This window comes from Bradyrhizobium sp. (assembly GCF_035484855.1).
GTDB lineage: Bacteria > Pseudomonadota > Alphaproteobacteria > Rhizobiales > Xanthobacteraceae > Bradyrhizobium.
Map to the genome: position 1 here is coordinate 1 of NZ_DATHOP010000027.1, position 14566 is coordinate 14566.

Sequence of the window (14566 nt, forward strand, 5' to 3'; positions counted from 1 at the left end):
CCATCGTCGTATCGGGACGGTTGCACTCGTCGCGCGAGACGACATAGTCGACGATGCTCTCCGCCTTCGTCGCCTTGTCGACCACTTTCATCTTGGTCTTCATCGGGACGATTTCGTCCTTGAACTTGTTGGCCTGCTGGGCGGCGGCCATGCGGCGCTGCGATTCCAGCGAAAACTCGTCCTGGTATTCGCGGCTCAGCTTGTAGCGCTCGGCGACGATGTCGGCGGTGTCGATCATCGCCATGAAGATGTCGGGCGCGGCCTTCAGGAGATCGGGATCGATCGAGTCCTTCGGCGAGCCGCCGCCGGGAATCGAGATGCTTTCGACGCCGCCGGCCACGATGCAGTCCGAGCCATCGGAGCGGATCGAATTGGCCGCCATCGCAATGGTCTGCAGGCCCGACGAGCAGAAGCGGTTGACCGATACGCCGGCGGTCGATTTCGGCAGGCCCGCGAGCAGCGCGGCCTGACGGCCGATATTCGGCGCGCCATGGGCGCAATTGCCGAGATAGCAATCCTCGACATATTCCTTGTCGACGCCGGCGCGCTCGACGGCGTGCTTGATGGCATGCGCCGCCATCGACATCGGCGGGGTGATGTTGAATCCGCCGCGGCCGGATTTTGCGAGCCCGGTGCGGGCATAGGAAACGATGACGGCTTCACGCATTTTTTTGGATCTCCCTCTGGGCCGGCCGATGTCGGGATTGGCCGATGTTGTCGTTCAAGAAACTGTAATCGTACATAATCATCGCCGGGGCAATGAAAATACCCTTGGTCCGGGCTTTCCGGCTGCCGGAATTACCGGCCGGGTTTATCCAAGACCCGGCCCCTGGAAACGCCTGGATTGCGTCAAATATGGCACGCGTCATACAATCCGCGAATTCTTGTTGCCCCAATAGCGGTCGCGCAGCAGGCGCTTGTAGAGCTTTCCGGTCGGCAGCCGCGGCAACGCGTCCTCGAAATCGATCGAGCGCGGCACCTTCTGGCGCGACAGCGACTGGCTGCAGAACGAAATCAATTCCGCGGCCAGCGCCTCGCACGGTTCGATCCCCGGCATCGGCTGCACCACCGCCTTCACCTCCTCGCCGAGATCGGCGTTGGGGACACCGAACACGGCGGCGTCGGCGATCTTGGGATGGGTGATCAGGAGGTTCTCGCATTCCTGCGGATAGATGTTGACGCCGCCGGAGATGATCATGAAGGTCGCGCGGTCGGTGAGGTAGAGATAGCCGTCGGCATCGACATAGCCGACATCGCCGACCGTACTCATGCTGCCGTCCGGCGAGCGCGCCTCCCTGGTCCTGTTCGGATCGTTGAAATATTCGAACGGGGTCGCGGTCTTGAACCAGACCGTGCCCGGCGTGCCCATGGGGCAGGCTTTCATTTCTTCGTCGAGAATATGCAGGTCGCCGAGCAGTACGCGACCGACGCTGCCCCGGTGCGCCAGCCACTCCTCGCTGTTGCAGGCGGTGAAGCCGAGGCCTTCGGTGGCGCCATAATATTCGTGGATGATCGGTCCCCACCATTTGATCATGTCTTCCTTGACCGCGGCCGGACACGGCGCCGCGGCGTGGATCGCAATCTCGAGCGACGACAGGTCGTAGCGGCTTCGCACCTCCTGCGGCAGCTTCAGCATGCGCGAAAACATCGTCGGCACCAGCTGGCTGTGGGTGACGCCCCATTTTTCGATCAGCGCGAGATATGCTTCCGGATCGAAATGCTCCATGATGATGACGGTGCCGCCCTCGCGGATCGTGAGATTGACCGCGGCCTGCGGCGCCGAATGATACAGCGGCGCCGGCGACAAATAGATCATGCCCTCACGGTAGTGCCAGAGCTTTTGCAGGAAGTCGAAGATCGGCAATTGCTGCGCCGGCGGCAGTTCCTGCAGCGGCCGCAGGATGCCTTTCGGTCGACCCGTGGTGCCCGAGGAGTAAAGCATCGCGGTGCCGTTGCATTCATCCGCTATCGGCGTTTTGGGCAGGCCGCGCGTGGCCTCCTGCAGGCCGACGATGCGCTCGCTCTCGCCCTCGCCGTCGGCGACGATGCAGAGTTCGACCTCGGGACATTGCTTGAGCGCCTCGCGGGCGACATCGAGCTTCGCTACCGAGGTGATGAGGACACGCGACTGGCTGTTGTTGACGATGTAGGCGAGCTCGCCTGATGTCAGGTAGGAATTGACGCAGGTAAAATACAGCCCGCTCCGCTCGCCGGCGCCGCAGGCCTCGAGGTAACGGCTGTTGTTCTCCATGAAAACAGCATAATGGTCGAGCCGCTTCAGCCCGAGCTTGCGCAGCAAATGCGCCAGCCGGTTGCTGCGCGCCTCCAGCTCGCGATAGGTCACGGCCTCGCCGGTTCCAGCCATGATGAAGGCGGGCTGCAGCGGACGAAGGTTGGCGTGCTTGCCGGTATACATTGCGTCTCCCGTGTCGTTATGCGGCCAGAATGAGGATCTCGCGCACCTGCGCGGGGCCATCGATCTTGCGCGGATTGCGCGGCACCCATGGCGTTTTCATCGCCTGCTGCGCGATGCGGTCGAAATGTTCCGGTCCAACCCGCACATCTGCCAGGCTGCGCGGCATGCCGAGCCCGGCAATGAAAGCGTCCAGAACATCGCCGGCATCTTGGCCGGGATGGCCCATCGCCGCCGATACCAGCGCCTGCCGCTCGGCATTGGCTGATTTGTTCCAGCGCATCACCGACGGCAGCATCACGCAGGAGGTATAGCCGTGCGGCACGTTGAATTCGGCGCCGAGCACATAGCCGATGCCGTGACTTGCGCCCATCGGCACGCCGGAGGAAAGCGAACCCATCGAAAGCCAGGTTCCGATCTGGCATTCCATCCGCGCGTCGAGATCGCCGCCGTCGGCCTTCACCCGCGGCAACGCCTGCACCAGCATCGACAGCCCCTTGAGCGCCTGCGCGTCGGCGTAAGGGTGCGATTCGCGCGCGCAAATGCCCTCGACGCAATGATCGACCGCGCGGATGCCGGTCGACAGAAAAAGCCATTCGGGCGTGTGCAGGGTGATGGCGGGATCGAGGATCACTGCGCGCGGCATCGCCAGCCGATGGCGCACCGCCTCCTTGACCCGGGTCTTCTCGTTGGTGACGCCGGCGCTGGCGCTGAAATCGCCGCCGGCGATGGTGGTGGGGATGCTGATCTGGCGAAAGGTCGGCGCGGCCATCGGTGGCGGCGCGCCACCGACGGCGCGGATCCGGTCGATGCCCTCGACGGTGTCGATGCCGTTGGCAAGGCAAAGCTGCACCGCTTTGGCGCCGTCGGTGATCGAGCCACCGCCGACCGTGACGATGAGGTCGGCGCCGGCGGCGCGGGCCTGCGCGGCGGCGCCGATGACGGCCTCGCGCGGGGTATGCGGCGGCATTGCATCGAAGGTGCCGACGCAGCGGGGTCCCAGCGCTTTGCGAATTTTCTCGATCTCGTCGGTATTGCGGTTGAGGGTGCCGCTGACCATCAGGAAGGCGCGGTTCGCGCGCAATCGGTCGATTTGCTCGACCGCGGCCTCGGCCGCCGGACGGCCGAACACCACCTCGTCCATGGCGCCGAAAACGACACGCCCCTTGTGCACGATTGTCCTCCCGGACGATTTGGCTTTGTTATGGCCTTGCGCGCAATTTAGCGGAGGAGGCGCGGGGAGGGGAACACAAAAATGGCCTCGTCGTCATTCCGGGGCGCGCGTTAGCGCGAACCCGGAATCTCGAGATTCGGGTCTGGTCCTTCGGACCATCCCGGAATGACGGTAAAGCGACTAAGGCGCCGCGCTACGCCGCATCGCGCGCATCCTCCTCGACAATCCGCTGCCACAGCCCCCGCACCATGTCCTTCATGACCAGCGCATCCTGCCAGCGGTCCGACAGCTCGGCGCCGTCGGGGCCGGTGATGGCGTAGGGCGGCGGACCGAGTTCGCACAGGAAGGTCAGCACCGCATCGGGGCCGGCGCGCCTGCGCCAGGAGCGGATGGCGTATTCCCACCAGCCCATGAACAATTCGACCCAGCCCTGGTGCTGCGGAAAGCCGAGCGAAACCTGCACCTGCTCGCGGCTCGCGATGCGGCCGTGAATGCCCCAGCAATGATCGAGGATGCGATGGATCAGCGCGTGGTTGACCTGGTCCACGGGCCAGGCGAATTCGCGGCCGACCAGGTAATGCGAAACATCGGCGGTCAGCCGCAGGTCGGGAAAGCAATCCAGCAGTTGCAGGGTGAAGAACAGGTCCGTGGTCATGCGGTCGCGGTGGGTCTCCACATGCACCGCGACGCCGGCCTCGTCCGCCAGCCGGCGCCAGCCCTCGAGCAAGGGAATGCAGTCCTCGATCCGGTGCGGCCGCACATTGGGCTGCAGGTTGACGTGGTCGGCGCCTAGGCGCGCCACCAGCTCCAGCACCGGCTTGAGATCGTCGACATTGGTCGGGTAGCACTGCGCCTGCCAGATCATGCCGTGTGCGCCGAGGTACGAGGTTACGTCAGCCGCGAAAGCCGGATCGATGAAGCGGACGCCGGCGCCGTCGAAGCCGGCGTCGCGGATCATCGCGAGCTGGGTCTGCAGCGGCCACTCGGCTGCATCGGACCGCCGCCGCTCCATCGCCCACAGCGATTGCAGCACGCGCAATTGCTGCGGCATCGATCAGGCTCGCGCGGGCAGCGCGGCCGCGGCCAGCATGGCGCCATCCGTGGTGTTGTCGGTCGTGATGTTTTCCTCATAGGTCTCCGGACCGAACCAGATCGCGACCACCGTGCAGACCGACAGGAAGATGGCGTAGCATGCCACCGGCCACCAGCTGCCCGACCATGCCACCAGCGCGGTGGCGACGAACGGCGCCGGACCGCCCGCCAGCAGCGAGCCGAGTTCGCGGGCGAAGGCGAAGCCGGCAAAGCGGCGTTGCGGCGGGAACAATTCGGCGAAATACGCCGCCTGCGGTCCGAACATCGCGGCCGTCACTACCGCGCGGGCCAGGATGAAGGCGATCGCGATCCAGATCCACTGCTTGGTCCCGACCATCCAGAAGAACGGAAACGCCAGCGCAATGCCGCAGAGCGCGCCGAACATGTAGACCGGCCTGCGTCCGATGCGATCGGACAGCGCGGCAAAGCCGAGAATGGCGAACAGCTCGATGACAAAGGCCAGCATAAGCGCGCTCAGCGCGTCGGCCTTGGGCACGCCGACCGTGTTGATCACATAGCTCAGGCCGAACACCGGAAAGAAATAGCCGAGGCCGTTCTCCGCCATTCGCGCGCCCAGCACGACAAAGAAGTTTCGCGGATGCCGGCGCAGCGCTTCCATCGCGGGATTGCGCTCGATCTTGCCGCGTGCCAGCACCGCTTCGGTAAACACCGGGGTTTCCGATACCCGCAGGCGAACGAAGATGCCGACCAGGATCAAGAGGAAGCTGGCCAGGAACGGCAGCCGCCAGCCCCACGACATCAGGTCGTCGTGCGGCAGCAGGGTGACGAGCGCAAACGCGGCGGCGGCGAGCAGATTGCCGATCGAGACGCCGAGCGGGGCAAAGCCGCCCCAGAATCCGCGATGGCCTGCCGGGGCATTCTCGACCAGGAAGATCACGGCGCCGCCATATTCCGCGCCGGCGCCCAGCCCCTGGATCACGCGCATCGTGACCAACAGCAGCGGCGCCCAGTAGCCGATCTGGGCATAGGTCGGCAAAAGCCCGATTGCGGTGGTGCCGATGCCGATCATCAGCAGCGTCGCCACCAGCACGGGCTTGCGGCCGAAACGGTCGCCGAGGATGCCGAACAGCACGCCGCCGAGCGGCCGCACCACGAAGCCGACGCCGAAGGTCAGGAACGCCAGCATCGTGCCGATGACCGGATCGCCCTTGGGAAAGAACAGGTCGCCGAATACCAGCGCCGCGGCGGTGCCGTACAGGAAGAAGTCGTACCATTCGAGCGCCGACCCGACGCTGGCTGCAAGGATCACGCGCAGGCTCGGGCGCGTGGCGCTACCGGCTGTTGTCTCCGTCATGGTTTCCCCCGTCATGCTTTTTCATTGTTTTATCTGCTTTGGATCTTGGCGCGCGCGCCCGTTCGGGGCGCGCCCGAAGCTTATGCCGCGCGCGTAAAATACGATTTCTTCGCGATCGACTGGGTTTCGTAGATCGAACCCTGCCGCCTGGCGGGCGGCAGCGGCATCCGCACCGGCACGTCGACGAGCCGCGGCGTCACCACGACATCGCCTGCCAGGAGGCGGCTGTTGAACTCGTCGAAATCCTTGACGCCCATCAGCGGCCAGGCGTCGCTGGCGGCCACTTCGTAGAGCAGCAGGTTGCGTGGCCGGTCGGACGTGTTCTGCGCCGATCCGTGCAGGGCACGAACGTGGTGGAACGACATGCTGCCGGCCTTGCCCATGCAGGGCACCGCGCGATCGATCTCGCCGCGAACCAGATCGGGGTCGACCAGGCCGGCGAAGCTACCGTCCTCGCCATGATGACTCCAGACTTCGCCGGTGTGCGTGCCCGGCGTCACCAGCATCGGACCGTTGGCGAGATCGCAATCGTCGAGCAGCACCCCGATCGCCAGTACGTCGTCATTGGTGTGCGGATAGAACGCCCAGTCCTGATGCCACTCGACCGGCGAACCATATTGCGCCGACTTCATGTTGAGTTTCGAGCCGTGCAGCCGCAGGGCGGGGCCGAGCAGTTTTGTCAGGATGTCGATGACGGGGGCGCTGCGAACGATCTCGTCGAAGATCGGATGCACCTTGTGCGGCGTCTTGATCCGCCGCACCCGCGGATTTTCAGGCGTATGGCCGGGTTCGAGGTCGTAGACGTCGGTATGCTGGGTGACGTTGGCCGCGCCGGCGACCAGTTCGGCGATGACCTGGCGCACCCGCCCGAGCGTTGCGCCATCCAGCACTTCCGGGACCACGATGACGCCGTCGCGGCGATAGGTCTCCACGTCCTTTTCCGAAATCATCACGGGCTCCATTGGTTGCGCCACCACCTCTGACAGCGCTGTCATTCTTGATGATAGCGCTATCATTATGTCTTCGCAAGTGGTTTGATGTATGCAGATTCGTCCCTGATGACAGCGCCCCGAGATGCCGCCCCCTGATTCCGAACTGCAAACCGCGCCCACTTTGTCTGCTGTCGCGGAGCTCGCGGGCGTCTCCGCGATCACCGTCAGCCGCGTGGTGCGGCTGCCCGACATGGTCGCGCCGCAGACCCGCGCCCGGGTGGAAGCGGCGATGCGGGAGTTGGGTTACGTGCCGAACCAACTTGCGGGCGCGCTCGCCGGCGCCCGCAGCAATTCCGTCGGCGTGCTGGTGCCGACCATCGCCAATTCGATCTTCGCCGATACCGTGCAGGGGCTGTCCGACGAGTTGGAGCCGCTCGGCTATGCCGTGATCCTCGCGCAGTCGCGCTACGACGCCGCACGGGAGGACCGGATGCTGTCGGCGCTATTGTCGCGGCGTCCCGAGGCGATCGTCATGGTCGGATCGCCGGCCACGCCGGACGGCGCCCGGCTATTGCGGCGCGCCGGCATTCCGGTGGTCGAGACCTGGGAGTTGCCGCCCGAGCCGATCGACGCGGTGGCGGGATTTGACAATTTTGAAGCTGGCATCGCGGTCGCGCGACACTTCGCAGGCCAGGGCCGCCAAAGCCTCGCCTTCATCGGCGGCGACGACCCGCGCGCCACGCGGCGCTGGAACGGGTTCAATCAAACCGCGCTGCAGGCCGGCCTGAAGGCGCCGCGCCGGCTCACCCTGGACCGCAACGCCTCGGGCAGCGTGGTTGCGCTCGCCAACCTGCCCGGCGTCGATGCGGTGTTCGCGGCCAATGACGCGCATGCCATCGGCTTCATGTCCGGCCTGCGTTCGGCGGGATTGCTGCGCATCGGCCCGGCCACGGAGCAACCGGTCGCCGTCATCGGCCTCGGCGACCTCGAAATGGGACGGCTGATTTCGCCCAGCCTCTCGACCGTCCGCGTTCATGGCGACGCCATCGGCCGCACCGCCGCCAAACTGATGCTGACGCGCGAGGGGCCGCGCCATATCGATCTCGGGTTCGAACTCGTGCTGCGCGACAGCGGCTGACGGGTCAGCTTTCGAGCAGCCTCGCAACATCGGCCATGGCAACCTGCCGCTCCGAGAAAGTGAGGTCCGCTGCCTCGCGCTCCCAATCGCCGGCGTCGGGCTGCAGCGGATCCTGCGCGCTGAGGCGATGCTCGAGCACCAGCCGCGCATAGAGCGCGCGGCGCGCATCCGCTTCGGGACGGGCTCCCTCCCACGTCATCAGGATCGCGCTGGTGATGTGATAGAGGCCGCTCGCAGCCTGCCGGCAGCTTGCTTCCAGCGCCGGCTCGGCCGCGACGCGTTCGGCGAAGGCAAGCGTCCGGTCGAGCGCAAGCCGCAGGCGATCCCGGAATCCCGCCGGGACGCCAGCGGCATTGTCCAGCAATTTCGTCAGCGCGGTGCCCAGCGTGCGATGGGCGCGGCTCTTGCCGACCGCGCGGGTGACGATATCGAGCGCGTTGATGTTGCTGGTGCCCTCCCAGAGCACGCCGACCTGGGCGTCTCGGATCAGCCGCGCATTCACCCATTCCTCGATGTAGCCGTTGCCGCCGCGCACTTCCATGGCGCCGGTCGCCACCGGAATGTTGTCGCGGCAGGCGCGGAATTTCAACAGCGGGGTGAGAATCCGCAACGCGCCTTCCGCCTCCTTCGAGCCGGCATTGGCGCGATCCATGGCGCTGGCGGCGAACAGGAACATCGAGAGCGCTTGTTCCGTCGGCACCGCGATCTTGAGCAGTTGCTTGCGCAGCAGTGGATAGTCGATGATGGGTTTGCCGAACGCTGTACGGCTGCGCGCGCACACCATCGCCTCGTTGACGCAGCGCCGCATCATGGCGGCCGCGCGCACCCCATGCGACAGCCGCGACAGGTTGACCTGTTCCATCATCTGCTTGAGCCCGGCCCCGACATCGCCGACCAGGTAGGCCACCGCGCCCTCAAGCAGGATTTCGCCTGATGCCATCGAGCGGGTGCCGAGCTTGTCCTTCAGGCGAACGATGCGGTAGGCGTTGCGGCTGCCGTCCTTGAGCCGGCGCGGCAGCGCGAACAGCGCAAGGCCTTTTGTGCCGGCGGGCGCGCCTTCGGGCCGCGCCAGCAGCAGCCCGACATCGGCGTCGGCATGCGAGCAGAACCACTTGTCGCCGGTGAGCCGCCACACGCCGTCCTCGCAGCGCGCGGTGGTTTCGATGGCGCCGACGTCGGAGCCGCCGGCGCGCTCGGTCATGAACTGCGTGCCCTTCCACTGCACGGCCGGATCGGCCGACAGCATTTTCGGCAACAAATAATCCTTCAGCTCGGGGCTTGCGAATTTGCGGATCAGATGGATCGAGGTGTCGCTGACGCTGATCGGGCACATCAGGCCGAACTCGGCCTGCACGAACAGATATTGCAGCGCATATTTGGCGACTGCCGGCAGCGGCCGATCCATGCCGAGCGTGCCGGCACGATGGCTCATGGCGTGAAACTGGAAATCGCCGAATGCGATGCTTTCCATTTCGCGATAGGACGAATGATAGTCGATCCAGTCCTCGTCGCGGCCGAAACGATCGCGTGGGTTGAGCACCGGCGCGTGCCTGTCGGCGATCCTCGCCAGTTCATCGAGCCGGCCGCCGGCCAACTCGCCGAGGCGATCGAAGTGCGGCTGCAGCCGCCGGAAATCCGCCGGCTGCAGATAAAGCCCGAGCAGATCGCGCAGGCCGCGATCGAGGGCATAGAAATTCATGCCGGCGCAATCCGGTGCGATGCGATCGGCGCCGCGAGCCTGCACTGCTGCGTCGACGAACGATTTCTGCGATGGAGGTGCGTGCATGTTTGACCTCTTTCCCCGGCCGATCGGCCGGGCAGGCGTTCCCCGTGAAACGCGATATGGCGGCATTTCACCGCTCAATATCGCCTTCCAGCAAATTATTCCAACTCTATCGGTCGGCTCGAAAGGACTTTAGTTGGTCGCATCGCCGCTGCATAATGATTTTGCTTGATCCCGGCAGGTTCTTGAACAGACTGGCCGCCGGTCTCATCTTGATCGGGTCCGCGGATCGGCTGCCGGTTTCGTCAATCGCGGCCAGAGCGCAGGGGAGATGGAATTGAGCGCGACTGAGAAATCGGGGCGTCCGGCTCCAGGATCGAACTTCAATCTCCGGTCGCTCCGCGTGGTTGGCCCGCTGGTCGTCCTGCTCGCCGTCGCCTTGTCCGGCTGCGGTGACAAGCCGCCGCAACCGGCCGCCGCCGCCGCCCCGCCGGTTACGGTGGCACAGCCAACCAGACGCACCGTCACCGACTGGGACGAATTCACCGGCCGGTTCGATGCGGTGGAAGAGGTCCAGGTCCGCGCCCGGGTCGGCGGCTTCGTCACCAATGTCGAGTTCAAGGACGGCGACATGGTTCATACCGGCGACCTGCTTTACCTGATCGATTCCCGCCCCTTCGAAGCCGTCTCCGAGCAGGCCGACGGCCAGCTTGCGGATGCGCGCGCCAAGGCGGAGCTTGCCAAGCGCGACCTCGACCGCGGCCTGACCCTGGTCCAGACCAGTGCCGTCTCTGAACAGGTCGTCGACCAGCGCCGCCAGGCGTTGCAGGCGGCGCACGCCGCCGAGACGGTGGCCGAAGGCGCGTTGAAGGCCGCCCAGCTCAATATCGAGTTCAGTCATGTGCTGGCGCCGATCACGGGCCGGGTTAGCCGCCACCTCATCAGCGTCGGCAACCTCGTGCAAGGCAGCGACAATGGCGGCGGCACGCTCTTGACCTCGATCGTCTCGCTCGATCCGATCTACATCTATTTCGACATGGATGAGGCGACCTATCTCAAATACAACCGGCTGTATTTCGAGGGCAAGCGGCCGAGCTCGCGCGAGAATCCGAACCCGGTCCAGGTGACGCTGACCGGTGAGTCAAAACCGTCGCACGACGGCAAGGTGGATTTCCTCGACAACCGGCTGGATCTTTCGACCGGCACGCTGCGTGCCCGCGCGGTCGTTCCGAACAAGGATCTTTCCATTCTGCCGGGGCTATTCGGCCGGGTGCGGCTGATCGCAAGCGCGCCCTATGAGGCGCTGCTGTTGCCGGATACCGCCATCGCCACCGATCAGTCGCGCAAGATCGTTTTCGTGGTCAACGACGACGACACCGTGGAGGCAAAGCCGGTCGTGCTAGGGCCGCTCGACGAGGGCTTGCGCATCGTCCGCGAAGGTTTGAAACCGGAAGACCGCGTCATTGTCGACGGCCTCCAGCGTGCGCGCGTCGGCGCAAAGGTGAGCCCGCACGCCGCTACAGCCGGTAACAAGACATGAACCTCGGCCGTCTCTCCATCAATCAGCCGATTCTGGCGATGGTGTTGTCCATCGTGCTGCTGATCGTCGGCGCGATCGCCTACACCACGCTGCCGGTCGCGGAATATCCGCAGGTGGTGCCGCCCACCGTCGTGGTCACCACGCAATATCCGGGCGCCTCCGCGCAAACCGTCTCCGACACCGTTGCAGCGCCGATCGAGCAGCAGATCAACGGCGTCGAGGATATGCTGTACCTCTACAGCCAGGCCACCTCGGACGGCCAGCTCACCATCACCGTCACCTTCAAGCTCGGCACCGATCTCGACAAGGCGCAGGTGCTGGTGCAGAACCGGGTCGCGATCGCGCAGCCGCAATTGCCGGACGAGGTGCAGCGCAACGGCGTTGTGACGCAAAAAAAGAGCCCGGACATATTGATGGTCGTGTTCATGCTGTCGCCCGACGACAGTTTCGATCAGCTCTACATCTCCAACTACGCGCTGCTGCAGGTCCGCGACCAGCTGCTGCGGCTCGACGGCATCGGCGACATCACGATTTTCGGCGCGCGCGATTACTCGATGCGGCTGTGGCTCGATCCCGACAAGATCGCCAATCTCGGAATGACCGCGGGCGACGTGGTGGCGGCGATCCGGGCGGAGAATTTGCAGGTCACCGGCGGCCAGCTTGCAGCGCCGCCGATCGCCGACCGCGCGTTCCAGCCGAACCTCACCTTCACCGGCCGGTTGAAGGACGTCGCACAGTTCGAGAACATCGTGGTCAAGGCCGGCGCCGACGGCCGCACGGTGCGGCTGCGCGACGTGGCGCGGATCGAGTTGGGGGCGCTGGACTACACCACCAACAGCTTTCTCTTGCGGAAAACCGCGGTGGCGATGCTGGTGACCCAGCGCCCCGGATCGAACGCACTCGCGACCGCAAAAGGCGTTTCCACCACCATGGCCAAGCTCAAGGCGAGCTTCCCCAAGGGGCTCGACTACAATATCGGCTACAATCCCACCGAATTCATCGCGCAATCCATCAACGAGCTGATCAAGACGATTTATGAGGCGATGCTGCTCGTCGTCATCGTGGTGCTGGTGTTCCTGCAGGGCTGGCGGCCCGCGATCATTCCGATCGTGGCGATCCCGGTGTCGCTGGTCGGCACTTTCGCGGCGATGGCCGCGCTCGGCTTTGCCGTCAACAACCTGACCCTGTTCGGCCTCGTGCTCGCGGTCGGCATCGTGGTCGATGACGCCATCGTGGTGGTCGAGAACGTCGAGCGGCATCTTCGCGACGGCATGGGTCGGCGCGATGCGGCGCTCAAGACCATGGAGGAAGTTGGCGGCGCGCTAGTATCGATCGCGCTGGTGCTGTGCGCGGTGTTCGTGCCGACCGCGTTCCTGGGCGGCATTTCCGGACAGTTCTTCCAGCAATTCGCGGTCACCATTGCGGTTGCGACCGCGATTTCCTGTTTCTGCTCGCTGACGCTGTCGCCGGCGCTGGCCTCGCTGATCCTGCAGCCCCATGACGAGAAGCGCCCGCCGGCAAGCTGGAACGTGATCGGGCGGCTGTGGGAGAAGTTCACCCACCTTTTCAACCGCGGCTTCGATTGGGCCTCCAATCGCTACGCCGCTGCCGCCGACTTCGTGATCCGGCATTCGGCGGTGATGCTGGTGATCTATCTGGCGCTGATCGGCAGCGCGGGATGGCTGCTCGCCACCACGTCGCAAGGCTTCATTCCGGCGCAGGATCGTGGCTACATCATCGTCTCCGTGCAATTGCCCGGCGCCGCCTCGCTGGCGCGGACCACCGAAATCGTCCGGCAGATCGAGAGGATCGCGCTCGACACGCCCGGCATCATTCGGGTCGCGGCGTTTGCCGGGCTGTCCGGTGCGACGCGCACGCAATCCAGCAACGCCGCCGCGCTGTTCCCGGTGTTCGAGGAACCCGAGGTGCGGCTGAAGAAGGGTCTGTCCGCGGGGGTCATCACCGGCGAATTGCGCAAGCGGCTTTCGAGCATCGAGGGCGCCTTCATCATCGTGATTCCGCCGCCCCCGGTTCCCGGCATCGGCACCGGCGGCGGCTTCACCATGCGGATCGAGGATCGCGGCAGCCGCGGCCCGGAGCTTTTGGCTTCGGTCACCGATGAACTGGTGGCGGCGGCGCGCAAGGCGCCGGGCTTGACGCAGGTGTTCTCTCCGTTCAGCGCCAACACGCCGCAGGTGTTCGTCGATATCGACCGGGTCAAGGCGCAGGAGCTCGGCGTGCCGATCGCGAACGTCACCGACGCGATCGAGACCTATTTCGGCTCGACCTATGTCAACGACTTCAATCTGTTCGGCCGCACTTATCACGTCACGGCGCAAGCCGACCTGCCGTTCCGCAAGGAAACCCCCGATCTGGCCCGCCTGCGCACCCGCAACGCCGCCGGCGACATGGTGATGCTCGGCAGCATCGTCGATTTCCGCAATATTTCGGGGCCCGATCGCGTCGCGCGCTACAACCTCTATCCGTCGTCGGAACTGCAAGGTGAGACGGTGCCCGGAACGAGCTCGGCGACCGGCATCGAGATCATGAAGCGGCTGGCGGACGAGATCTTGCCGAGCGGCTTCTCCTATGAATGGACCGACCTCTCCTATCAGCAGGTCACCGGCGCCAGTTCCGGTCTCTACGTGTTTCCGATCTGCGTGCTGTTCGTCTACCTGGTGCTGGCCGCGCAATACGGGAGCTGGAGCCTGCCGTTTTCCGTCATCCTGATCGTGCCGATGTGCCTGCTGGCCGCGACCATCGGCGTGCGGATCATGGGGCAGGACGTCAACATCCTGACCCAGATCGGCTTTGTCGTGCTGGTGGGACTGGCCGCCAAGAACGCCATCCTGATCGTGGAGTTCGCCCGCGACATCGAGCATGAGGGCAAGGCTCGCCTGGCAGCCGTCATCGAAGCGTGCCGCCTGAGGCTGCGTCCAATCCTGATGACGTCGTTCGCCTTCATCCTCGGCGTGCTGCCACTGGTGGTGTCGACCGGCTCCGGATCGGAAATGCGGCAGGCGGTCGGCGTCGCCGTGTTCTTCGGCATGCTGGGCGTCACGCTGTTCGGGCTGGTGTTCACGCCGATCTTCTACGTGATCGTCCGCAATCTGGCCGATGGTTCGCACCGCAAGGCTCCTGCGCCCGAATAGCCGACGGCGATCATTGGTCCCTCGCGGCAGCCTGAAATAGATGGGCACATCCAGGGTTATCCAATATCATGCAGCGAACAAAACCTT

At 65.1% G+C, this 14566-nt stretch carries 11 protein-coding genes; 4 read left to right on the forward strand and 7 right to left on the reverse strand.

Annotated elements, in window-relative coordinates:
* The 6 genes from VK804_RS03090 to VK804_RS03115 form a co-directional block, all read right to left on the reverse strand.
* Nucleotides 1-667 (reverse strand): beta-ketoacyl synthase N-terminal-like domain-containing protein (locus tag VK804_RS03090; protein WP_325367715.1); only part of this gene is annotated, 667 nt, incomplete at its 3' end.
* Between the two features lie 198 nt (nt 668-865).
* On the reverse strand, nt 866-2416 hold the full coding sequence (locus VK804_RS03095; RefSeq protein ID WP_325367717.1) for an AMP-binding protein: 1551 nt from the start codon (nt 2414-2416) through the stop codon (nt 866-868).
* 16 nt (nt 2417-2432) lie between these two features.
* Complete coding sequence (locus VK804_RS03100) at nt 2433-3587, reverse strand: iron-containing alcohol dehydrogenase (RefSeq protein WP_325367719.1); 1155 nt, start codon at nt 3585-3587, stop codon at nt 2433-2435.
* A 193-nt stretch (nt 3588-3780) separates the two neighbouring features.
* Entirely contained in the window at nt 3781-4638 is an 858-nt protein-coding gene (locus VK804_RS03105; protein ID WP_325367721.1) for a sugar phosphate isomerase/epimerase, read from the reverse strand.
* A gap of 3 nt (nt 4639-4641) precedes the next feature.
* Nucleotides 4642-5994 carry an MFS transporter gene (locus tag VK804_RS03110; RefSeq protein WP_325367723.1) on the reverse strand — a complete coding sequence of 451 codons (1353 nt, stop codon included), beginning with the start codon at nt 5992-5994 and terminating at the stop codon, nt 4642-4644.
* Between the two features lie 80 nt (nt 5995-6074).
* Complete coding sequence (locus VK804_RS03115) at nt 6075-6944, reverse strand: phytanoyl-CoA dioxygenase family protein (RefSeq protein WP_325367725.1); 870 nt, start codon at nt 6942-6944, stop codon at nt 6075-6077.
* 163 nt (nt 6945-7107) lie between these two features.
* Here VK804_RS03115 and VK804_RS03120 point away from each other — a divergent pair, with 163 nt between their 5' ends.
* A complete protein-coding gene (locus VK804_RS03120; protein WP_325367727.1) occupies nt 7108-8064 on the forward strand; it encodes a LacI family DNA-binding transcriptional regulator in 957 nt (318 codons plus the stop codon).
* Between the two features lie 4 nt (nt 8065-8068).
* Here VK804_RS03120 and VK804_RS03125 read toward each other — a convergent pair whose 3' ends face one another.
* A complete protein-coding gene (locus tag VK804_RS03125; protein ID WP_325367729.1) occupies nt 8069-9850 on the reverse strand; it encodes an acyl-CoA dehydrogenase family protein in 1782 nt (593 codons plus the stop codon).
* On the opposite strand from VK804_RS03125, the gene VK804_RS03130 reads away from it, so the two are divergent.
* The 3 genes from VK804_RS03130 to VK804_RS03140 all read left to right on the forward strand — a co-directional run bounded on the left by VK804_RS03130 (nt 9849) and on the right by VK804_RS03140 (nt 14479).
* Nucleotides 9849-9983, forward strand: a complete 135-nt coding sequence (locus VK804_RS03130) for a hypothetical protein (RefSeq protein WP_325367731.1) — start codon at nt 9849-9851, stop codon at nt 9981-9983. The two genes, VK804_RS03125 and VK804_RS03130, sit on opposite strands and share 2 nt — an antisense overlap.
* A gap of 135 nt (nt 9984-10118) precedes the next feature.
* A complete protein-coding gene (locus VK804_RS03135) occupies nt 10119-11327 on the forward strand; it encodes an efflux RND transporter periplasmic adaptor subunit (protein ID WP_414642702.1) in 1209 nt (402 codons plus the stop codon).
* Nucleotides 11324-14479 (forward strand): multidrug efflux RND transporter permease subunit, encoded by a 3156-nt coding sequence (locus VK804_RS03140; protein WP_325367733.1) that lies wholly within the window; start codon nt 11324-11326, stop codon nt 14477-14479. Before VK804_RS03135 ends, VK804_RS03140 begins: the two co-directional genes overlap by 4 nt.
* The last annotated feature ends 87 nt before the right edge of the window (nt 14480-14566 follow it).